This is a genomic window from Dongia sp. (assembly GCF_041909655.1).
Classification (GTDB): Bacteria; Pseudomonadota; Alphaproteobacteria; order Dongiales; family Dongiaceae; genus Dongia.
In genome coordinates this window covers 249,453-269,629 of record NZ_JAYRDA010000005.1, presented here as the reverse complement: position 1 = coordinate 269,629, position 20,177 = coordinate 249,453, and the positions used below count along the sequence as shown (strand labels likewise).

Below are 20,177 nucleotides of genomic sequence, written 5' to 3'. Positions count from 1 at the left end.
AGGATGGAAAGGGAGGGAGCTCTAGCGTTCGATGTCGCCGCGTTCGAGCGGTCCGCTCGGCGGCAGATCCGGCAGCAGGACGCGCGCATGCCAACCGAGCCAAAGGCCGGTGGTCGCCATCCCTATTTTTTGCTGCGCGAACATCATTCGGTCACCTCGAAAGTGACCCCATGCTATCTATGTATAATGAATAAGTCAATTAATACAATTGTATACACGCAAGTTATTGAATCATCATTCATTTTTCTCGGCTATCTATTGTACAATCGTATAATTTTGTTTACGCGACTCTTGAGGGGGATTATAAATGACACAAGCAGGTGGCCGCCCGGCACACCGGATTCTGCATCAGGACTTTATCATGCCGTTCGATTTCCAGCCCACCGACGAGCAGCGTTTGCTGGTCGAGACGACCCGTGCCTTTATCGAGAAGGAGCTCTATCCGCTTGAGCGGCAGATCGACAAGCTGGGGCATGTGCCGGCGGAGATCGGCAAGGAGTTGAAGGAGAAGGTCAAGGCGCTGGGGCTCTATGCCGCCAACATGCCGGAAGAGGTGGGCGGTGGCGGGCTCGACGTCATGTCGCAGATGCTGTTCGAGCGCGAGCTCGGCAAGGTCAATTGGGCGCTGCAGAAATTTGTCGGCCGCCCGTCCTACATCCTGATGGCCTGCAAGGACGAGCAAATCGAGAAATACCTGCTGCCCACGGTGCGCGGCGACAAGATGGAAGTCTTCGCGCTCACGGAGCCCGGCGCCGGGTCGGATGCCATGTCGATCTCGACCCGTGCCGAGAAGGACGGTGACGATTACATCCTCAATGGCGGCAAGCATTTCATCACCGGGGTCGGCGTGCCGGATTTCGCCATCGTCTTCACGGTAACCGGTATCGACGAGACCAAGCGCGGTCCGCGGAAGCGCATCACGGCCTTCCTGGTCGATCGCGACACGCCGGGCTTCACCATCCGGCGCGGGCCGCGCTGCGTCTCCTACCGCTCCTACGACAATTTCGAACTCTTTTTCGACAATGTGCGGCTCAACAAGCGGCAGATGCTGGGCGAAGAGGGGAAGGGCTTCGACGTCGCCAATGAATGGCTGCTGGGCGGCCGCGTCTTCATCGCGGCCAATTGCTGCGGCAAGGCGGAACGGGCGATGGAACTGGCGCTCGATTGGGCGGCGACGCGTAAGCAATTCGGCCAGACCATCGGCAAGTTCCAGGGTGTTTCCTTCAAGCTCGCCGACATGAAGACCGAACTCGCCGCGGCGGACGCGCTCACGGCCTATGTCTGCTGGAAACTGCAGAACGGTACCATGACCAATGGCGATGCCGGTATGGCGAAATTGTTTGCGACCGAGATGCTGGGCCGCGTCACAGACCAGGCGATCCAGATCTTCGGTGGCATGGGCCTGATGGAAGAATTGCCGCTGGAAATGATGTGGCGTGACGCCCGTGTCGAGCGCATCTGGGAAGGCACTTCGGAGGTCCAACGCCACATCATCTCGCGCGAGATGCTGCGGGCGAAGGAACAATAAGCGGCGTTACGGCATCAAGGTGGCGCGGATCGCCTTCAAGGCGAAATGCAGGCCGTCATCGCGCACTCGTGGGATGATCGTCGCGAGATAGGCATCGACATCCTTGGGGGCGGGCACATGGTCGTGATCCGGCAGGATGCCAAGCCGCCAATGCACGAAATCGAGGAGCGGGGCTTTCTCCGGCGGCATGGCTTCGCGCAATGGGCGGAGTGCGCTGGCAAGCTCTTCCGGGTCAAGATCGCCGGCATAAGTGGTATTGCCTTCCCCCGCATAGCAGACCGGCGAGGCATTGCGATCGCCGAGAACGAGGCCCGCGGATCGTTCGGTGACGATCCGCCACATGGCAATGTCATGAGATTGCGGGCGGATGCTCGGCAATTGGAACATGGCATAGCCGACGCCGATGACATCGGCCGGTTGCGTGATGCTGGCGAGGGTGCGGTCGAAAAATCCGCCGCCATAGCCAAGGCGATAAAGTTCCGCGTCAAATCCCACCAGCGGCGCCAGGATGGTCCGCGGCAGGATTTCAAGATCGGTCGCCGGAATGGGAATGTCCCAGATGCCGCGTGTCATGTCGCAGCCCGGCGTCCAGGGACGAAAGGTGAGTGGTTCGCCCAGTTTCTTGCCAACCGGCAAAGCCAGTTCGATATTCTCGGCGGCCAGCACACGCATCAGCGGTCGCAGATCGGGCTCGCCGCGGAAGGGCCAGTAGAAGCTGATCGGGGCCTCGGCCTCGCGCAGCAGCGGGTGCAGTCGCTCCATGAGGGCCGCCGTCATGCCCTGGCGCAAAGTGGGCGGCAGCGCAGTGCGGGCAGCCAGGATCTTCTGCCGGGCTTCCTTGCGCCAGGCTTTCACCAAGGGCCATTGCGTGGGCGTGGCGGCGGTCACTTCCAGATCGGCTTGCCGTTACCGGGCAGCCCCAATTCTTGCCAGCGATCGGTGACGAGTCCGATCACATCCTGATCCATGCGGATTTTCTCACCCCATTCGCGGTGCGTCTCGGGCGGTAATTTGTTGGTGGCGTCGAGGCCGATCTTGCCGCCAAGCCCGCTTTCAGGCGAAGCGAAATCGAGATAGTCGATCGGGGTGCGTTCGACCAGGGTCAGGTCGCGCACCGGATCCATGCGGGTCGAGATCGCCCACATCACATCCTTCCAGTCGCGCGCATTGATGTCGTCATCCACGACGATCACGAATTTCGTGTACATGAATTGGCGCAGGAAGGACCAGACACCGAACATCACGCGCTTGGCATGGCCGGGATAGGCTTTCTTCATCGACACGACGGCGATGCGGTAGGAGCAGCCTTCCGGCGGCAGCCAGAAATCGACGATCTCCGGGAATTGCTGCGTGAGGAGCGGAATGAAAACCTCGTTGAGCGCTTCACCCAGCACCGAAGGTTCATCGGGCGGGCGACCGGTAAAGGTCGAGAGATAGATCGGATCCTTGCGCATGGTGATGGCGCTGACCGTGAAGACAGGGAAGGGCTCAACCGAATTATAATAACCGGTGTGATCGCCGTAAGGTCCCTCGTCGCGGTAATCTTCCAGCGAGACATGACCTTCGAGTACGATCTCGGCATTGGCCGGCACTTGCAGCGGCACGGTCTTGCAATCGACCAGCTCGACCTTCTTGCCGCGCAGCATGCCGGCGAAGTGATATTCAGACATGGTGTCGGGCACAGGCGTCACGGCGGCGAGGATGGTGCCGGGATCGGCGCCGATCACCACGGCGGCCGGGAATGGCTCGCGTTTGGCAGCACCCCACCGCGCATGATGCTGCGCACCGCCGCGATGCTTCAGCCAGCGCATCAGCGTCTGGTTTTTGTTCAGCACCTGCATGCGATAGATGCCGAGATTAAAATCGTCCGACTTGCCCTTGCCCGGCCCCTTCGTGACAACCAGCGGCCAGGTGATGAGCGGTGCGGGCTCGCCCGGCCAGCAACCCTGGATCGGCAGTTCGCCTAGATCGATCTGATCGCCGGTGAGGACGACATCCTGCACGGGACCGTAACCGGATTGCTTGGGCTTCATGGCGAGCGCGGTCTTCAGGAGCGGCAGCATCTCCCAGGCTTCCTTGAAGCCGCCCGGCGGTTCCGGCTGCTTCAGGAACGCGAGGGTCTCGCCCAGCGCACGTAATTCCGAGGGTTCACGATCCATGCCCCAGGCAACGCGTTCCACCGTGCCGAACAGATTGACCAGGACCGGCATGCGATAGCGTTTGCCGGTCGCGCGGGAGACCGGATTTTCGAAGATGACCGCCGGGCCGCCTTCGGCAAGGAGGCGGGTCTGAATTTCGGTCATTTCCAGGTGTGGATCGACGGGTGCCGAGACGCGCATCAGGCGGCCGGCACTCTCCAGTTTCTGAACGAAATCACGCAAGGATTCATAGGGCATGGTCAGGGCAATCTAGCGGGATTCAATCGCGTGGGCTAGGCTCCGACGCCAACACATGCCGAGGCGGCGCGGCAGGCCTTCGACCGGCTCAGGGGCCGACCACAAGGCAATCTGCGCCGGAAGATTTGACGGTGCTGCAGGCATCCACAGCCTCCTGCCGCGTGGCGAAGGGGCCGGCTTGCAGGCGGTGATAGATGCCCTTGCTGCCAAGATCGGCTTGCTCAACATGCAGTTCAAGATTGGCGAGTGGCGCGCCGATGCGCTTCTTGAGGCGGGTCCATTCACCCGCCACGTCGCCCTCATTGGGGACAGAGGCCAACTGGATGCGGAAGCTGCTCGAGAGGGCGTTGCTGGAAGGAGGAGGTTCCGGTGCAACCACCGCTGCCGGCGCTGCAACTTCCGGCGCCGCTATTGGCGTCGTTTCGGGGAGATAGGCCAAGGATGCCGATTGCGATGCGGCAATGGCTTCGGCCCGTTGCTCGGCCGTCATTCGCTGACCAACCACGTCCTGGTTGGTCTCGGCGAGCGTCCGTGAAATACCGGGAGCAGCACCGCGTACCGCGAGCGACAGCCATTTATAGGCTTCGACGTCGCTTTGCGTAACACCTTGGCCCTTGGCATATAATACGCCGAGGCGAGCTTGCGCCTCCGGCTCGCCGGCGGCAGCGGCTTGCTGCAGCAAGGCGATGCCATCGGCGGTCTTGCCGCCGTGACCGGCAAGATAGAGCTCGGCCAGCTTCCACTTAGCGTATCCGTCGCCCGAGGCTACGAGCGGTTCCAAAGCCGATATGGCGGCATCATAATCCTTGGCGGCAATCGCGGCCTCGGCGGTGGCGATGTCGGCGCTTGCGGGACAGGAGAGGGCAATGCCAAGGCTTAGGGGCAGGCTTGCCAGCAGATATCGGAACTTGATCATGAAAACTCGCAGATGACGGCTCAATGATGGGCTGAAAGGTAGACGCTGTGATCGAGTCGCGTCGATGTGTCCGCTCACACGATTTGGGCCATTCGCGGCGATATGCCGCCCTGGCAACGCCATTTCGTCTGTGCCATGCTGAATAAATTGTGGTCGTTTCCGTGCGAGGTAGCGATGCCTATCCTGGTGAAATTCATGTTCCGGCATGCGCTGGTCGGCTATGCCCTGGCGATCGTCTTCGTTGCTGCCTTGCTGGCATTGGATATCGGCGGAATTGCCGGATTGATGCGAGATTCGTCGTCGGGGATTCTGGCGCTCGGCCTGTTAATCTTCTTCACCGGCCTCACCTTCGCCAGTCTTCAGATGGGAATTGCCATCATGTCGTTGCGGCCGGAGCGAGAAGAAGATGATCCTGACGATCACGTTCCCGGTGTTCCCACCTGGGAAGAGGTGCCGGTCCGCGCTGTTGCGAAGACCTCAAAGCTGCGTTCACGCACGCGACGCTAGGCGGCGAAGCCGCCCTTCTTGCCGCCGCGGCGGCCGTGATCTTCCTCGAACAAGGCCGCGAGCTGTTCCAGTACGGTGCCGCCCAATTGTTCGGCATCCACCAAGGTAACGGCGCGGCGATAATAGCGGGTCACATCATGACCGATGCCGATGGCAACCAGTTCGACCGATGAGCGGGTCTGGATCCAGTCGATGACGTCGCGCAGGTGGTGTTCCAGGTAATTGCCCGGATTGACCGACAGGGTTGAATCGTCGACTGGCGCGCCATCCGAGATTACCATCAGGATCTTGCGCTGTTCCGGCCGGGCGATCAGGCGGTTGTGTGCCCAGAGCAAGGCTTCGCCGTCGATATTCTCCTTGAGGATACCTTCGCGCAGCATCAAACCCAGATTCTTGCGGGCACGGCGCCAGGGAGCGTCGGCGGATTTATAGATGATATGGCGGAGATCGTTGAGGCGGCCGGGATTGCCGGGCTTGCCCGCGGCGATCCAGCTTTCGCGCGATTGGCCGCCCTTCCACATGCGCGTGGTGAAGCCCAGGATCTCGACCTTGACGCCGCAGCGTTCCAGCGTGCGGGCAAGGATGTCGCCGGTCATGGCGGCAACCGTGATCGGTCGGCCACGCATGGAACCTGAATTGTCGATCAGCAGCGAAACGACCGTATCGCGGAACTCGGTATCGCTTTCCTGCTTGTAAGAGAGCGGCAGATCCGGATTGACCACGACGCGCGGCAACCGCGCGGCGTCCAGGATGCCTTCCTCAAGGTCGAAGTTCCAGGAACGGTTCTGCTTCGCCAGCAGGCGCCGCTGCAGGCGGTTGGCGAGCTTCGCCACCACGGTCTGCAACGCCGTCAATTGCTGGTCGAGCAATTGCCGCAGGCGTGCCAGTTCTTCCGGATCGCAGAGATCGGCAGCATCGACGATCTCGTCGAATTGCGTGGTGAAGGGCTTGTAGGGCGCTTCATTGCGGCGGCTGAGGTCCGGTTCGTTGCGGCGCTTCGGCGAGCCGGGCTTTTCATCGCCGGCCTCGGCGTCCATTTCCATTTCGGTGTCGTCGGAATCGACATCCTCTGCCTCGGCCGCGGCACTTTCGGCAGCTTCAGATTCCAGCTCCATCTGGCTGTCGGATTGCTGCTGTTCCTTGCCCTTGGTTTCCTGCTGGTCGTCCGGATTGTCCTGGTCCGGCTCGTCCTCGTTCTGCTGGTCGTCTTCCTCGGAATCGAAATCGTCATCCGCGGCTTCGAGTTCCATGTCGGCCAGTAGGCGGCGTGTCGCCTTGGCGTAGGCGGATTGATTGGTCAGTGTCTCGCCCAGGCGCTCGATGTCCTCGCGCACTTTCTGTGGCAGGTCACCGCGCCACAGATCGACCATGCCCTTGGCAAGTTCGGGGACGGCCTGACCGGTCAGACATTCGCGGGCGAGGAGACGCAGCACATCTGGAAGCGAGCCCTCCTGCTGGCTCGCAACCCGCACGAAACCCTTCTGCCGGCAATGCTCGTCGAGTGCCGCATTGAGGTTCTGTTTGACGCCGTCCATGCGTTTGGCGCCGATGGCTTCCACGCGCGCGGTTTCCAGGGCCTGGAAAATGTCGCGGGCGAGCTGACTCTTGGGTGCCTCGCGGGCATGAATCTTGGGATTGTGGTGGCGCAGCTTCAGGGCGATGGCATCCGCTTCGCCGCGTGCAAGCGCCACATCCGCCGCCGGCAGATGACGGCCGGGGAGGGGCAGGCGTGCCTCATTGCCGGAAATGCCGCTCGGCCCCTGATTGGGAGCAAAGCTCACCTGCAATTCGGGGTTCCGCGAAATGGCGCGCATGGTGGCACCGGTAACGCGGCGGAACTCCTCGACCGGATTTTTCGGTCCCGACATGGCTGGCCGAATCCCCTGCCTGTTACGCCCGGATCTGTGCCTGGGCGTTGTCCTTCAGTTCCTGACCGAAACAGCGCTGGAAATACTCGGCCACGACGGGCCGCTCCAGCTCATCGCATTTGTTCAGGAAGGAGACGCGGAACGCGAAGCCGACATCGCCGAAGATGCGCGCATTCTCGGCCCAGGTGATCACGGTACGCGGGCTCATGACGGTCGATATGTCGCCATTGATGAAACCGGCGCGGGTGAGTTCCGCGCAGGCGACCATTGAATTGACCTGCTTGCGACCGGCCTCGTTGTCATAGGTCGGCGACTTGGCGAGCGCGATGTTCACCTCGTCGTCATGCGGCAGGTAATTGAGGGTCGCCACGATGTTCCAGCGGTCCATCTGGCCCTGGTTGATCTGCTGCGTGCCATGATAGAGGCCGCTGGTGTCGCCCAGGCCCACTGTGTTCGCCGTCGCGAAAAGACGGAAGGCGGGGTGCGGGCGGATCACCTTGTTCTGGTCGAGGAGGGTGAGCTTGCCTTCGACTTCAAGCACGCGCTGGATCACGAACATCACATCGGGACGGCCAGCATCGTATTCGTCGAACACGAGCGCGGTCGGATGCTGCAACGCCCAGGGCAGCAGGCCTTCGCGGTATTCGGTGATCTGCTTGCCGTCCTTCAACACGATCGCATCCTTGCCGATGAGATCGATACGGCTGATATGGCTGTCGAGATTGATGCGGATGCAGGGCCAGTTGAGGCGCGCCGCCACCTGCTCGATATGGGTCGATTTGCCGGTGCCGTGATAGCCCTGAATCATGACGCGGCGGTTGAAGGCGAAGCCGGCCAGGATCGCCATCGTCGTATCATGATCGAAGCGATAGCTGTCATCGACATCGGGCACATGCTCGGTGCGCTGACTGAATGCCGGCACCTGGAGCTCGGTATCGAGGCCGAACATCTGACGCACCGAGATGCTGATATCGGGCAAGGACGACTTGTCGGCTGGGGCGAGGTTCTGGGTGACCATTTTTTTCGGACTCGTTCGGCTCGTTAACGTCTTCAAAGGGCGCCTTTTTAGGGCAATTCCGGCGAGGTGGCTAGGCCAATCCCTGCAACGCAGCCTTGCTTTGGTAGGGATTTGCGTTTGTCGGGGCGGGCGGTTAGGCGATGGCAGCCCGTTTTAGTGTGCTGTAGGCCTGATTAACCACTTTCAGGCGCTCTTCCGCATCCTTGTCGCCGCCGTTTGCATCGGGATGCAATTGCTTGACCAGGGATTTATATCGGATCTTGATCGCGTCCCATTCCACCGGCGCCGTCAATTCCAGGACGGCCAAGGCCTGGTCTTCCGCCGACAGGCGGCGCCGGGCGCGGGCCTGGGCTTCCTTTTCGGCCTTGCGCTTGGCCTGGCCCATACGGGCCTCGACATGGGCCTTTACCTCGTCGGGGAACAGGTCGAAGCGGGTGCCGTTGGCGAATTTATACTGGCGACCGCTGGCGCTGCGCTGGCCCAGTTTCCAGGTCGGGCGGTCGCCGACCACCGAGGAGCGGACCGAACGCTCGATTTCGTCCGGTCCCATGCCCGCATAATAATCCCAGGTGCTGTTATATTCGCGCACATGGTCGAGGCAGAACCAGAAGTAATCATTCAATTTTTCCCGCGACTTGGGTGCGCGGAAGGTGCCCTGGGCCACGCAGCCGGGATGGTCGCAGGCCTTCTCGACCGGCGGCGGATCTGGATCGAAATGCCGGCGGCGGCGGGCACGAATGGTCTGTTCTTTCGACATAAAGCTAAGTATGAGGGGGGCGTCCTGATCCTGCAAGTGCGCGAGCGCTCAAAAGATCACATGTCGCAGTCTAATCACCTCATATGATTGCCAATTTCTTAGAATGGAACGTGCTGTCATGACTCATTGTCCCTGTGGCTCCGGCAAGGATCTCGCGCAATGCTGCGGTCCGCTGATCGAAGGTGCTGCTGCGCCCACCGCCGAGGCGCTGATGCGCTCGCGCTATACGGCGTTTACGCTCGGCAATATCGATTACATCGACAGCACCCATGCCAGCGACATGGACGAGCCCTTTGACCGGGCCGAAGGCCAGGCCATGGTGGATGAGTTCAAATGGCGCGGTCTTGAAATCGTGCGCGTCAAGGATGGCGGCCCGACGGATCAGACCGGCGAGGTCGAGTTCACGGCACGCTTCCGCCGCGGCGGGCAGATGGGGCTCCATCACGAGCGCGCGACGTTCAAGCGCGAGAACGGCCGCTGGGTCTATGTCGATGGCGAGCTTAACCCGAAAGCGGCGACCGTGGTGCGCACCGCCCATGTCGGTCGCAACGATCCTTGCCCCTGCGGCTCGGGCAAGAAATACAAGAAGTGCTGTGGCGCCTGATCAGTTTAGCGCGGAGAGACCGAAATGGGCCAAGTCGCCGACACCATGACCGAGAAGCTCAAGGCGGCCTTCGCGCCGGACTCTCTCAACGTCATCGACGAGACCAACCAGCATCATGGCCATGCCGCCTGGAAGGAAAGCGGCGAAACACATTTCAAGGTCGAGATCACTGCCGCTTCCTTTGCCGGCAAGAGCCGGGTCGAACGCCAGCGCATGGTCTATCAGGTTTTGGCTGCCGACCTCGCCGGTCCGGTCCATGCGCTGGCCCTGGTCGTCCGGGCGCCCGGCGAGGCCTAATCCTTGCCATCGTAGAATTGCGGCCAATGCGATTTTACCACCTCGCTGTCACTGGCGAGGGCGTGGCAGGTGTCAAGGAAGGCCGGACGCTTGCCAGGCGCCGTTTCCGCGGGCGGGCTATCGGTCTGCGGGCCGCCCATTTCCCGTTTGGCCTTCTCGCGCCAGCCATAAATGGTCTGAAAAGCGACGGTCCCCATGGCGCGCAGCATCTCGACATGATGCGTGCAGCCATGGGTGCCGCTGAACTGGGCGCGCAGGGTTCGCGTCCAGCCCTTCGCGACGGTTGCACCCTTTAGGGACTCAAAGGCCGGCGTGATCGCAGCGCAAATTTCGAAGGGCGAGGCGGCGGTGATGGCGGCAACGTCATGGACCGTGAAATCATCATCCAGGGTCAGGCGGACGATCATGTCGTGAACCGGTTCGCCCGGCTTGACCTCGCCGCGCCATTCATTGGGAAAGGTATAATCCTTGGTATCGACCATGCGGCCTTCGATATCGAACAGCCCATCGCGGCGGCGATAACCGCGGAAATCATAGCGCCGCGTGTGCAGTGCCTCGCGCTCGGCGGCTGCGGGCAACGCAGTCAAAGGCCGTGTCACGACGGTCTGTCCGACGATTGCGCCGCAGCTGTCTTCGCCTGTGTCTTGCCGAGCACGACCTTGCCGATTTTCGTGACCTGATCGAAAGGCGGAATGACCTTGATGCGGGTCAGCTGATTGCGCTGGCGCTCCAGGATTTCAAAGCGGAAGCCATGGAAGGCGAATATCTGCCCCTCCGAGGGGATTTGCTGGGCCTCGTGGAGAATTAGCCCGGCGATGGTCGAGGCTTGCTCGTCTGGCAGGCGCCAGCCGAATTCGCGGTTGAGATCGCGCAGGGTGACGGTACCGTCCATGACGAAGCTGCCGTCCGATTGTGTCTGAACGCCCTCGACCTTCACGTCGTGCTCGTCGGCGATATCGCCCACGATCTCTTCGAGAATGTCCTCAAGCGTGACGATGCCCATGAGGGCGCCATATTCGTCGACGACGATGGCGAAATGCTCGCGCCGCTTGCGGAATGCCTCCAACTGGGTCAGCAGATCGGTCTGGTCGGGGATGAACCAGGGTTTGCCGGCGAGAGATTCAATGTTCAGGCCGTCGAGCTTCCAGGCATTGGCCTGAATGGCGCGCAGCAATGCCTTGGCATGCAGAACGCCGATGATGTTGTCCTGCTGGCCACGATAGAGAGGGATGCGGGTATGCGGGCTTTGCAGCGCCTCGGACACCATTTCCTCGATCGGTTGATCCGCGTCGATCATGGTCATGTTGCGCCGGTGCACCATGATGTCGGAGACGGGCACGTCCTCCAGATCGAGGATCGAATGCAGCATCTGACCGGCATCGCGGGTTTCTTCATCCGCATGGGTATGAAGTGCGATGGCGCCGCGCAGTTCCTCGATGCGCTCTTCGGCACCGGGTTCGCTCACCACTTTGACACCGCACAGGCGCAATAGGCCGCTGCAGATGATCTGCGTCACATGGGTGACGGGATAGGAGACGCGGACGAGCACATTGATGAGCGGCGCCAAGGTGAGTGCCGAGCGGTCGGCATGGTTGATGGCAAAGGTCTTCGGCAGCACTTCGCCGAGCACGAAGATCACCGCCGTCGCGGCAATGCCGGCGTAAAGTGTGCCGATCTCGCCGAAATAGCGGGCGAAGATCTGAGCCGAGACGATGGCGATGAAGCTGTTGACGCAGGCATTGCCGAGCAGAATGGTGCTGATGACATGCTCCATGCGTGCGCGCAGGTGGTTGACGGCAATAGCTCGTTTATAGCCCTGATTGGCAAGCTGCATCATGCGCGCCTTCGAGGCCGCGGTGAGCGCGGTTTCGGAACTGGAGAAGAATCCCGAGCCGATGATCAGGAGGACCAAAAGCAGGGCGTTGAGCAGCAGGGAATCCATCGTGACTCTCTCTTCAGGCAAATGACGGCGCCAGGGCGCCGGCCGATTACGCGGCGATGGCAGCGTTCAGGACTGCGGTGACCTGGGAAAGATCGACATGCGCCGGATGGAAGGTCTGGCCAATGCCGCGTGCCAGCACGAAACCGATGCGGCCGTCCTTCACCTTCTTGTCGCGGCCCATATGCTCGATCAGCCGCTCGGCGGTCCAGATGCGGCCCTGGACCGAGAGGGGGGATGTCGGCAGGCCGACGCTAGCCAAATGGCGCTGGACGCGCGCTGCGTCTTCGGGCGGGCAGAGGCCGAGTGTGGCCGAGAGGTCAAAGGCCATGACCATGCCGATCGCAACACCTTCGCCGTGCAGCATCTCGTCCGAAAAACCGCATTCGGCTTCCAGTGCATGGCCAAAAGTATGGCCGAGATTGAGGAGGGCGCGGGCGCCGCTTTCGCGTTCGTCGGCGCCCACGATGCGGGCTTTGGCACGGCAGGACACGCCGATCGCATAGCGCCTGGCTGATTCATCACCCTCAATGACATCAATGCCGTTGGTTTCCAGCCAGGAAAAAAAATCCGGCTCGTCGATGAGGCCGTATTTGGCGACTTCGGCATAGCCGGACAACAATTCGCGCCGCCCGAGCGTGTCCAGCGTGCCAGTATCGGACAAAACCAGACGCGGTTGGTAGAAGGAGCCGACAAGATTCTTGCCCTGCGGCGTGTTGATGCCGGTCTTGCCGCCGACGGATGAATCCACCTGTGCCAGCAAGGTCGTCGGCACCTGGATGAAATTGATGCCGCGCAGGATAATCGACGCGGCAAACCCGGTAAGATCGCCGATGACGCCGCCGCCGAGTGCTACGAGGGTTGACGTGCGCTCGACCTTCATGTCCAGCAGCAGGCCGCACAGGCGTTCCAGTTCCTGAAAGCTCTTGGTCCCTTCGCCGGCGGGCAGGATGATGCTGTCAACCCCGATATCGGCGCGCTTCAAAGCCTGTTCCAGCGCTTCCAGGTGCAGCTTGGCGACATTGGCATCGGTCACGATTACGACATGCCGGCGTCCCAGCAAGGGCGCCACGTATTGGGCTGCGGTGTTGATCAGATTGTGGCCGATCAGAATATCGTAAGAGCGATTGCCCAGCTCCACATGCACGCGCTCCGGCGCCGATCGATCCGGCCCGCTCATGATTGCACCTCGGGATCCGTGGCGGCGCGGCCGGGAAGCAGCTTGTCCCGAAGCGCTTCCATGACGCGGCCGAGGGTGGCTTCCGGCGGTCCGTCGGCGCTCTCCACGGTTATGTCGGCCTCGGCGTAAAAGGGATCGCGCAAAGCCATGAGCTCGGCGAGCTTGGCGCGCGGATCGACATTCTGCAGCAAAGGCCGGTTGTTGCGGCGCGAGACGCGCTTTACCAGAAGATCGAGGTCGGCGCGGATCCAGATCGAGAGCCCGCGCTCCTTGACCAGGGCGCGTGTTCCCGGATCGACAAAGGCGCCACCACCGGTGGCCAGCACGTGGACCGGGTTGCCAAGCAGGCGCTGGATGACCCGGCGCTCGCCATCGCGGAAGGCTTCCTCGCCATGCATGGCGAAAATATCGGGTATGGAACAGCCGCCGGCCGCGATCTCGATCTCGCGATCGGCATCGACGAAGGTCAGGCCGAGATGGCTCGCCAGGCGCTTGCCGATGCAGCTTTTGCCCGCGCCCATGAGCCCCACCAGAACAATCGGCCGATCGATCGCCGCGACGACATCGCGGGCGAGGGCTTTGTCGAGGCTGTTCATGGCCTCCTTCGCCTTTTCCGGCGCCTTCTCGGGCGCGGGTGGGGCGCTCGCGGAAAGCTGGGCGGTATCTTGGGTTGCATCGACCATGCGGGGTGCGTAACAGGCAGCCGGGCGAGGCGTCAAGCGGAGCCATGTCACGGGGTTGTGACGAGCCGGCAGCCAGGGAGCCCGCTAGAATTCGACCTAGTAATCGAATCCGCCCCTATGGCATGATTCCAACTCACCCGATGCTCGGTGCAAGCCGCCGGTATCTCCCGTCAAACAATCGGTAACCTTTTGAATTTCCTGACATGAACAAGACCTTGTTGAGCCTGCTGGGCGGAATCGTGGTGATCCTGATCGGTGGCGTTGTGCTGCTTGGCGTCTACAAGCTGCCGGCGCCCACCCAGCAGATGGAAACGCAGATCCCGAATGACCGTTTGTCCCTTCAGTAAGCCCCTGTCGCCGGGTGCCTGGACCCGGCTTGCCCGCAATCTGAGTGGCGCCGGCCTCGTTCTGGGCCTGATCCTGGGTGGGACGGCGCCAGCCTTGTCCCTATCCGGCGAGCCGACGCAATTGGGGGTCCCCCAGGCGACGCCAGCCGAGCCCGCGCCCCATAATCCGCCTGTAGCGACCCCGCCAGCAAGTTCCGGCGGCGGAATCGAAGCTGCCCCCTTGCCGCCCCTGCAGCCGGCGCCGACACAGCCCGCCTCGACCACCCCCCTGCCGGTTCCGACAACCGGGGCGCCCGCGCCGGAAGTTCCCGGGGCGACCCAGCCAGGTGTCTTCCCAACCCAGCCGCCGGTCATGGCCGCCAATCCGCAGCCAACCGGACAACCAGCGGGATTGGGCGCCGATATTTGGCAGGGTTCCGAGGTTTCGCGCCTGATGGCATTGGTCCCGCGCCTGCCGGCGCCGGTCACGGTGCCGGCCTTGCGCGACCTCCAGGTGCGCCTGCTGTCGACCGAGGCGCCGAATGCCGGCGCCGTGCCGGGGATCGATCCACTGCAGCCGCTCCGGGCCGACAAGCTCTATCAGATGGGATTCAGCGACGCGGCGTTGGGTCTTGGCCAGAGTAATGTTCTGCCCGCAGCCATTTCCGGCGATCCACGCGAGGCGGTCGAGCGCTTGCTGGCCGACAACAACGATGCGGCAGCCTGCCAGCAGGTCGATGCCGTGCTGGCCGGCGGACAGATGCTGGATGCTTTCTTCCGTCGCGCCGTCATCTACTGCCAGATCATGCGCGAGCAGAATGATGCGGCTTCGCTGGGTCTCGGCCTTATGCGTGAAACCGGTACGGATGATGCGGCGACCAAGGATTTCATCGCACTCGCTGCTCTTGCCAATGGCGAGACCAAGCGCCAGCCGAAACTTGGCGCGGCGTCCGACGCCCTTAATTCGGCGCTGATGAAGATGACCGGCATGCCGGTCCCCGGCAGCAGCGCTGTTGCCGCCGTACCCGTCGGCGCGGGTGGTGCGCTGATGATCGCCCGCGATGCCGCGCGGCCCTTGCCGGAGCGTGTCGCGGCGGCGGAACAGGCCTTTCGTAACGGCCTCATGCCGGCGGCAGAACTGGGCGAGCTCTATCTGCAGCTACCGGCCGGCAATGCCGATGCGGCGACGGCCATTGCCCTGGCCGATACCGCCGAGTTGCGGGCGCAACTTTATCAGGAAGCCCGCCGCAGCAATCAGCCGGCTCAGAAGGCGAAGGCGATCAACGCTGCGTTGAAGCAGGCGCATAAACGCGGCGATTATCTCAATCAAGCGCAGCTCTACATGGCATTCGCCGACGGCATCAGTCCCAGCCGTGAGCTTGCCTGGTTCGCGGCGGAAGCCGCCCGCCTGATGTTCCTCGCCGGCAAACCGGACAAGGGCGGCTATTGGCTGAACACAGTTGCTGCCAATCCCAGCGCGTTTTCACGCCCGGGAGAGCGGGAAGGGTTGGAACTCCTCGGCCGTATCTCTGGCCTCGGCGGCAATGCCCAAAGTGATCCGGTCCAGGCTTGGCGGCAGGCAAGCGGTACTCAGAACGCACGCATAGACCTTCTTTATGCGCTGCTCTCGGGCCTGGGCGATCCAGTTTCCGGAGGCGTCGCCGGCAGCTTTCCGGCGGAACCTGTCGTCCCCGTGGGATCCTCCAGTGCGGAAATCGCCGCGGCGGCGTCCGGCGGACGGAAAGGCGAAACCATCCTCCTGGTCCTGGCGGCGATCAATGGCGATCAGGCCATCGCTGTGGATCCAGCCGCTCTTGCCACATCCTTGAAGAGTCTCGGTGCGATTGGCTTTGCGGCCGAAGCGCGCTCCATCGCGCGCGAAATCGCCATACTGGCCGGCCTTTAAGGCCGGGATCGTGAGATGACCGCGGACCTCGCGCCGAGCCGCCATCCCGCGCTGGACGGGTTTCTGGAGATGTTGCTGGCCGAGCGTAATGCGGCTGCCAACACGCTGTCCGCCTATCGCCGCGATCTCGAGGATGTATTGGCTTTTCTGCGACGTCGCGGAAGCGATCTGGTCGCCGCCGAGACGGATTTGTTGCGCAGTTATCTGGGCACGTTGAGTGCTGCCGACCTGGCGCCCAGGACGCAAGCGCGCAGGCTGTCGGCACTGCGCCAGTTCTACCGTTTCCTGGTGGAAGACGGGCAGCGCAAGGATGACCCGACCGCTGCCCTCGATGCGCCGAAACTGGGGCGTCCCTTGCCGAAGCTGCTGTCGGAAAGCGAAATGCTCGCGGTGATCGAGGCCAGCCGCACCCTTGACGGTGCCGAAGGGGCCCGCTTGCTGGCAATGATTGAGCTGCTTTATGCGACCGGCCTTCGGGTCAGTGAATTGGTGTGCCTGCCCTTGGCCGCGATCTTACGTGACCAACCCTTTATGACGGTCACTGGAAAGGGCGGCAAGGAAAGGCTGGTGCCGCTCAATCCCCCGGCCAAGGCCGCGGTGGTGGCTTATCTGTCGGTGAGGCCCAGTTTCCTGGGCAAGGACCAGACCTCAGCCTTCTTGTTCCCATCGCGTGGCAAAGAGGGGCATTTGACCCGGCAGCGCTTTGGCCAATTGCTGAAGGAAATCGGACTCAGGGCCGGCCTCGACCCCGCGCGAATCTCGCCCCATGTCCTGCGGCATGCCTTTGCGACTCATCTCCTGGATCACGGCGCCGATCTGCGCAGCCTCCAGAAGATGCTGGGGCATGCCGATATCGCGACCACCCAGATCTACACACACGTCCAGGAGGAACGCCTCAAAAGCATGGTCGAGGCCCACCATCCGCTCGGTCAAACCAGCAAAAAGCGCGCCAAAAAAGCTGATTCGATTGGGGATTCCTAGCTGTGGGGCCGGCCTTGCGCCCGCGGCCAACGGGCGCTGCTGCAGGGGCAGTCATTGTGCAGTGCGGAGGCAAGGATTGACAGCGGGCCGAGGGTCGGGCCAATAACGGTCGAAGAGATGGGGAGAAAATCAGAAGATGAGTTTCAAGATCGTCGAGCAGGCGCCGGCACGGCTTAATCGCAGCGAGTTGGCAGTTCCTGGCTCGCAGCCGCAATTATTTGAAAAGGCTGCGAAATCTGCCGCCGACGTGATCTTTCTCGACCTCGAGGATGCCGTGGCGCCGGACGACAAGGTCCAGGCGCGCAAGAACGTCATCCAGGCGCTCCATGACATAAATTGGGGCACCAAGACCCTGTCGGTCCGGATCAATGGTCTCGATACCCATTTCATGTATCGCGACGTGGTCGACGTGATCGAACAAGGCGGCGAGCGCCTCGACCTCATCATGATCCCCAAGGTCGGCACCCCGGAAGACGTCTATGCCGTCGACATGCTGGTCACGCAATGCGAGGCGGCGATCGGCCGCAAGAAGCGCATCGGTTTTGAAATGATCATCGAGACGGCGCTGGGCATGCAGAATGTGCACGCGATCTCGGCGGCATCGAAGCGCAATGAGAGCCTGCATTTCGGCGTTGCCGATTACGCGGCGTCGACCAAGGCGAAGACGACCAATATCGGCGGCGCAAATCCGGCCTATTCCATCCTCACCGACAAGGATGAGAAAGGTGGCCGCGACGTGCATTGGGGCGATATGTGGCATTACGCGGTCGCGCGCATGGTGGTCGCCGCGCGTGCCAACGGCCTGCGTCCGGTCGATGGCCCGTTCGGCGATTTCGGCGATGCTGATGGCTATAAGGCCGCAGGTGGCCGCGCCAATGTGCTTGGTTGCGAAGGAAAATGGGCCATCCACCCGTCACAGGTTGGCTTGGCCAACGAACTCTTCAGCCCCGCAGAGGCGGAAGTGAAGAAGGCCGAACGTATCATGGAAGCGATGGCGCAGGCTCAGAAGGAAGGCAAGGGGGCCGTTTCCCTGGATGGGCGCCTCATCGATCTGGCTTCCATCCGTCAGGCCGAGGTGCTACTTGCCAAGGCCCGGCAGATTTCCGGTGCCGAGTAAGCCGGCACCGCAAGGAGTGATGTTGTAGATGGCGACTTATCTCGAATTCGAGAAGCCGATTGCGGAGCTGGACGGCAAGATTGCCGAACTGAAGCATGTGGCCAATGGCGGTGACATCAACATCGCCGATGAGGTCTCCAAGTTGCAGTCGAAGACCGAGAAGCTGCTGAGACAGACTTATGCCAAGCTCACGCCGTGGCAGAAGACACTGGTCGCGCGGCATCCGGAGCGGCCCCATTTCCATGACTATGTGAGCGCCCTGATCAGCGATTTCGTGCCGCTGGCGGGAGATCGCGCCTTTGCCGATGATCGTGCCATCCAGGGTGGCCTCGGGCGTTTCCGTGGCCGTCCGGTGATGATCATCGGTCATGAGAAGGGTAGCGACACGCAGAGCCGCGTGCGCCACAATTTCGGCATGGCGAAGCCGGAAGGTTATCGCAAGGCTATCCGTCTGATGGAGCTTGCCGGCAGGTTCGGCCTGCCGATCATCACGCTGGTGGACACACCGGGCGCCTATCCCGGTGTCGAAGCCGAGGCGCGCGGTCAGGCCGAAGCCATCGCGCGGTCGATCGAAACCTGCCTCAAGGTCGAGGTACCGTTGATCTCGGTGATCATCGGTGAAGGCGGGTCAGGCGGTGCCATCGCGCTGGCCGCCGGCAATCACGTGATCATGCTGGAGCATTCGGTTTATTCCGTTATCTCGCCGGAAGGGTGTGCCTCGATCCTGTGGCGCAGCGCCGAGCAGGCGAAGGAAGCGGCCGAGGCGCTGAAGCTGACCGCGGAGGATCTGAAGCAGCTTGGCATCATCGACGAAATCGTTCCCGAGCCGCTGGGTGGAGCGCACCGCAGCCGTGCCGACATGGCGGTGCGCCTGGGCGAAGCGCTGGAGACGGCCTTGGCCCGGTTCGACAATCTGGGGGGTGAGGATGTGCGCCGCCAGCGTCGGGACAAGTTTCTGGAAATGGGCCGGCAGGGTCTCAATGCCTGAGCGCCGTGCCAAGATGCGCTGCTATGCGCTGGCCGGAGCCCTCGCCGGGCTGTTGGCCTTCGGCCAGGCAGCGCTCGCTCAGGAGACCACGGCTATCGGCATCGTCGGCGCCGATGTCGGCATGAATGTCCTCGATTTTGATTCCGCGCGATCCAGTTTCTTTTATCAGAATGATCGTGACGGCGATTTCGCTCTCTCGTTCGACGAGATGTCGGAAGCGATGGCGCATGGCGGTGCGCGATTGTTTGATGGTTATGATCTCGATGGGGACGGCCTGATCTCTTTCGAGGAATATGTGGAATCCGGCACCGAGCTGTTTCAGAGCCTCGATGCCGATGGCGACGGCGTTCTTTCCTCCCTGGAAATGTAGCCTCGCAGGGTTTCCCCGGATCCGGCGTGTAATCTCATGAATGGCAGCCGACGCTGCCTTCTTGAGGAGTTCGGGTTTATGAAAAAATCAAACAAAATCATGCTGTTGAGCGGTGTTATTGGCCTTGTGCTGACGGCTGTTTCGCCGGTTTTTGCCGGTGGGGGCAAAGGCGCCATGTGGCTGGAAGCCGACACTAACAAGGATGGCAGCATCGATCGCGCCGAGTTCGACGCCTTGCGCGCCACCCATTTTGCCGCGTTCGACGCCGACAGCGATGGTCTGCTGACTGCCGACGAATTCAAGGCTGCGCACGAAAAGCGCCGGGCCGAAATGAAATCCAAGATGGGGAAGGACGGCGATGGCCCGCGTCATGGCGAGGGCATGCTGCAGCGGATGGATACCAGTGCCGATGGCCGTGTGACGGCGGATGAATGGCAGGCCAGTTCCCTGCAGCGCTTCGTGCGGCTTGATAGCAATGGCGACGGCGCCGTTACGGCCGAAGAAATGACTGCGCATCATGGCAAGGGCATGCATGGCCAAGGGGCTGTCGATGGACAACGCCTGATGAAGGGTCATGGCGGCATGATGGACCAGGCGGACAGCAACGGCGACGGCCAGCTTTCCAAGGCCGAATGGGATGCCGCCGGTACCGAGATGTTTGCCCGTATGGACAAGAATGCTGACGGCAAGATTGCCGCCGATGAGTTTCCGCACCAGCGCAAGAAGAACGGCGAAGCGCCACAGCCATAAGGTATGGCGTTCGCTGAAACCGGATCAATTGGCAAGGGGCTGGCGT

General features: G+C 62.1%; 22 protein-coding genes. 11 read left to right on the top strand and 11 right to left on the bottom strand.

Annotated features, from left to right (window positions below):
- Positions 1-21 precede the first annotated feature (21 nt).
- Positions 22-147 carry a hypothetical protein gene (locus ACE3PR_RS12410; protein ID WP_374372295.1) on the bottom strand — a complete coding sequence of 42 codons (126 nt, stop codon included), beginning with the start codon at positions 145-147 and terminating at the stop codon, positions 22-24.
- 214 nt (positions 148-361) lie between these two features.
- Between ACE3PR_RS12410 and ACE3PR_RS12405 the strand changes: the two genes are divergently transcribed.
- A complete protein-coding gene (locus tag ACE3PR_RS12405; protein WP_374372293.1) occupies positions 362-1,528 on the top strand; it encodes an acyl-CoA dehydrogenase family protein in 1,167 nt (388 codons plus the stop codon).
- 6 nt (positions 1,529-1,534) lie between these two features.
- On the opposite strand, the gene ACE3PR_RS12400 is transcribed toward ACE3PR_RS12405, so the two are convergent.
- The 3 genes from ACE3PR_RS12400 to ACE3PR_RS12390 form a co-directional block, all read right to left on the bottom strand.
- A complete protein-coding gene (locus ACE3PR_RS12400; RefSeq protein WP_374372290.1) occupies positions 1,535-2,416 on the bottom strand; it encodes a 5-formyltetrahydrofolate cyclo-ligase in 882 nt (293 codons plus the stop codon).
- The gene (locus tag ACE3PR_RS12395; protein ID WP_374372287.1) at positions 2,413-3,924 is read right to left on the bottom strand and encodes a UbiD family decarboxylase; all 1,512 of its coding nucleotides are present in this window, start codon (positions 3,922-3,924) and stop codon (positions 2,413-2,415) included. Before ACE3PR_RS12395 ends, ACE3PR_RS12400 begins: the two co-directional genes overlap by 4 nt.
- An 88-nt stretch (positions 3,925-4,012) precedes the next feature.
- Positions 4,013-4,840, bottom strand: a complete 828-nt coding sequence (locus tag ACE3PR_RS12390; protein WP_374372284.1) for an SPOR domain-containing protein — start codon at positions 4,838-4,840, stop codon at positions 4,013-4,015.
- Positions 4,841-4,906: 66 nt separating this feature from the next.
- Between ACE3PR_RS12390 and ACE3PR_RS12385 the strand changes: the two genes are divergently transcribed.
- Complete coding sequence (locus ACE3PR_RS12385) at positions 4,907-5,347, top strand: hypothetical protein (RefSeq protein WP_374372282.1); 441 nt, start codon at positions 4,907-4,909, stop codon at positions 5,345-5,347.
- Here ACE3PR_RS12385 and cobT read toward each other — a convergent pair.
- From cobT to ACE3PR_RS12370, 3 genes are all read right to left on the bottom strand, one after another.
- Positions 5,344-7,215 (bottom strand): cobaltochelatase subunit CobT, encoded by a 1,872-nt coding sequence (cobT, locus tag ACE3PR_RS12380; protein WP_374372279.1) that lies wholly within the window; start codon positions 7,213-7,215, stop codon positions 5,344-5,346. The two genes, ACE3PR_RS12385 and cobT, sit on opposite strands and share 4 nt — an antisense overlap.
- A 22-nt stretch (positions 7,216-7,237) precedes the next feature.
- Positions 7,238-8,233 (bottom strand): cobaltochelatase subunit CobS, encoded by a 996-nt coding sequence (gene cobS / locus ACE3PR_RS12375; RefSeq protein WP_374372276.1) that lies wholly within the window; start codon positions 8,231-8,233, stop codon positions 7,238-7,240.
- Positions 8,234-8,366: 133 nt separating this feature from the next.
- On the bottom strand, positions 8,367-8,990 hold the full coding sequence (locus tag ACE3PR_RS12370; protein WP_374372274.1) for a DnaJ domain-containing protein: 624 nt from the start codon (positions 8,988-8,990) through the stop codon (positions 8,367-8,369).
- A gap of 118 nt (positions 8,991-9,108) precedes the next feature.
- On the opposite strand from ACE3PR_RS12370, the gene ACE3PR_RS12365 reads away from it, so the two are divergent.
- Entirely contained in the window at positions 9,109-9,594 is a 486-nt protein-coding gene (locus ACE3PR_RS12365) for a YchJ family protein (protein ID WP_374372272.1), read from the top strand.
- A 24-nt stretch (positions 9,595-9,618) separates the two neighbouring features.
- A complete protein-coding gene (locus ACE3PR_RS12360) occupies positions 9,619-9,891 on the top strand; it encodes a BolA family protein (RefSeq protein WP_374372270.1) in 273 nt (90 codons plus the stop codon).
- Here ACE3PR_RS12360 and ACE3PR_RS12355 read toward each other — a convergent pair.
- The 4 genes from ACE3PR_RS12355 to ACE3PR_RS12340 are packed head-to-tail and all read right to left on the bottom strand — an operon-like array spanning position 9,888 to position 13,693.
- A complete protein-coding gene (locus ACE3PR_RS12355) occupies positions 9,888-10,490 on the bottom strand; it encodes a DUF2889 domain-containing protein (protein ID WP_374372268.1) in 603 nt (200 codons plus the stop codon). The two genes, ACE3PR_RS12360 and ACE3PR_RS12355, sit on opposite strands and share 4 nt — an antisense overlap.
- Positions 10,487-11,833 carry an HlyC/CorC family transporter gene (locus ACE3PR_RS12350; RefSeq protein WP_374372266.1) on the bottom strand — a complete coding sequence of 449 codons (1,347 nt, stop codon included), beginning with the start codon at positions 11,831-11,833 and terminating at the stop codon, positions 10,487-10,489. Before ACE3PR_RS12350 ends, ACE3PR_RS12355 begins: the two co-directional genes overlap by 4 nt.
- Positions 11,834-11,879: 46 nt before the next feature.
- Positions 11,880-13,010 carry a 3-dehydroquinate synthase gene (aroB, locus tag ACE3PR_RS12345; protein WP_374372264.1) on the bottom strand — a complete coding sequence of 377 codons (1,131 nt, stop codon included), beginning with the start codon at positions 13,008-13,010 and terminating at the stop codon, positions 11,880-11,882.
- A complete protein-coding gene (locus ACE3PR_RS12340; RefSeq protein ID WP_374372262.1) occupies positions 13,007-13,693 on the bottom strand; it encodes a shikimate kinase in 687 nt (228 codons plus the stop codon). Before ACE3PR_RS12340 ends, aroB begins: the two co-directional genes overlap by 4 nt.
- A gap of 203 nt (positions 13,694-13,896) precedes the next feature.
- Between ACE3PR_RS12340 and ACE3PR_RS12335 the strand changes: the two genes are divergently transcribed.
- The 7 genes from ACE3PR_RS12335 to ACE3PR_RS12305 all read left to right on the top strand — a co-directional run bounded on the left by ACE3PR_RS12335 (position 13,897) and on the right by ACE3PR_RS12305 (position 20,131).
- On the top strand, positions 13,897-14,040 hold the full coding sequence (locus ACE3PR_RS12335; RefSeq protein WP_374372259.1) for a hypothetical protein: 144 nt from the start codon (positions 13,897-13,899) through the stop codon (positions 14,038-14,040).
- On the top strand, positions 14,018-15,925 hold the full coding sequence (locus tag ACE3PR_RS12330) for a hypothetical protein (RefSeq protein WP_374372257.1): 1,908 nt from the start codon (positions 14,018-14,020) through the stop codon (positions 15,923-15,925). Before ACE3PR_RS12335 ends, ACE3PR_RS12330 begins: the two co-directional genes overlap by 23 nt.
- A gap of 15 nt (positions 15,926-15,940) precedes the next feature.
- Entirely contained in the window at positions 15,941-16,906 is a 966-nt protein-coding gene (gene xerD, locus ACE3PR_RS12325) for a site-specific tyrosine recombinase XerD (protein WP_374372255.1), read from the top strand.
- Between the two features lie 136 nt (positions 16,907-17,042).
- The gene (locus ACE3PR_RS12320; protein ID WP_374372252.1) at positions 17,043-18,023 is read left to right on the top strand and encodes a CoA ester lyase; all 981 of its coding nucleotides are present in this window, start codon (positions 17,043-17,045) and stop codon (positions 18,021-18,023) included.
- Positions 18,024-18,051: 28 nt separating this feature from the next.
- Positions 18,052-19,011 carry an acetyl-CoA carboxylase carboxyltransferase subunit alpha gene (locus ACE3PR_RS12315; RefSeq protein ID WP_374372249.1) on the top strand — a complete coding sequence of 320 codons (960 nt, stop codon included), beginning with the start codon at positions 18,052-18,054 and terminating at the stop codon, positions 19,009-19,011.
- Positions 19,004-19,381: a hypothetical protein gene (locus tag ACE3PR_RS12310; protein ID WP_374372247.1), complete on the top strand. Its 378-nt coding sequence runs from the start codon at positions 19,004-19,006 to the stop codon at positions 19,379-19,381. The genes ACE3PR_RS12315 and ACE3PR_RS12310 overlap by 8 nt, the downstream gene beginning before the upstream one ends.
- 78 nt (positions 19,382-19,459) lie before the next feature.
- Positions 19,460-20,131 carry an EF-hand domain-containing protein gene (locus ACE3PR_RS12305; protein ID WP_374372245.1) on the top strand — a complete coding sequence of 224 codons (672 nt, stop codon included), beginning with the start codon at positions 19,460-19,462 and terminating at the stop codon, positions 20,129-20,131.
- Positions 20,132-20,177: the final 46 nt, after the last annotated feature.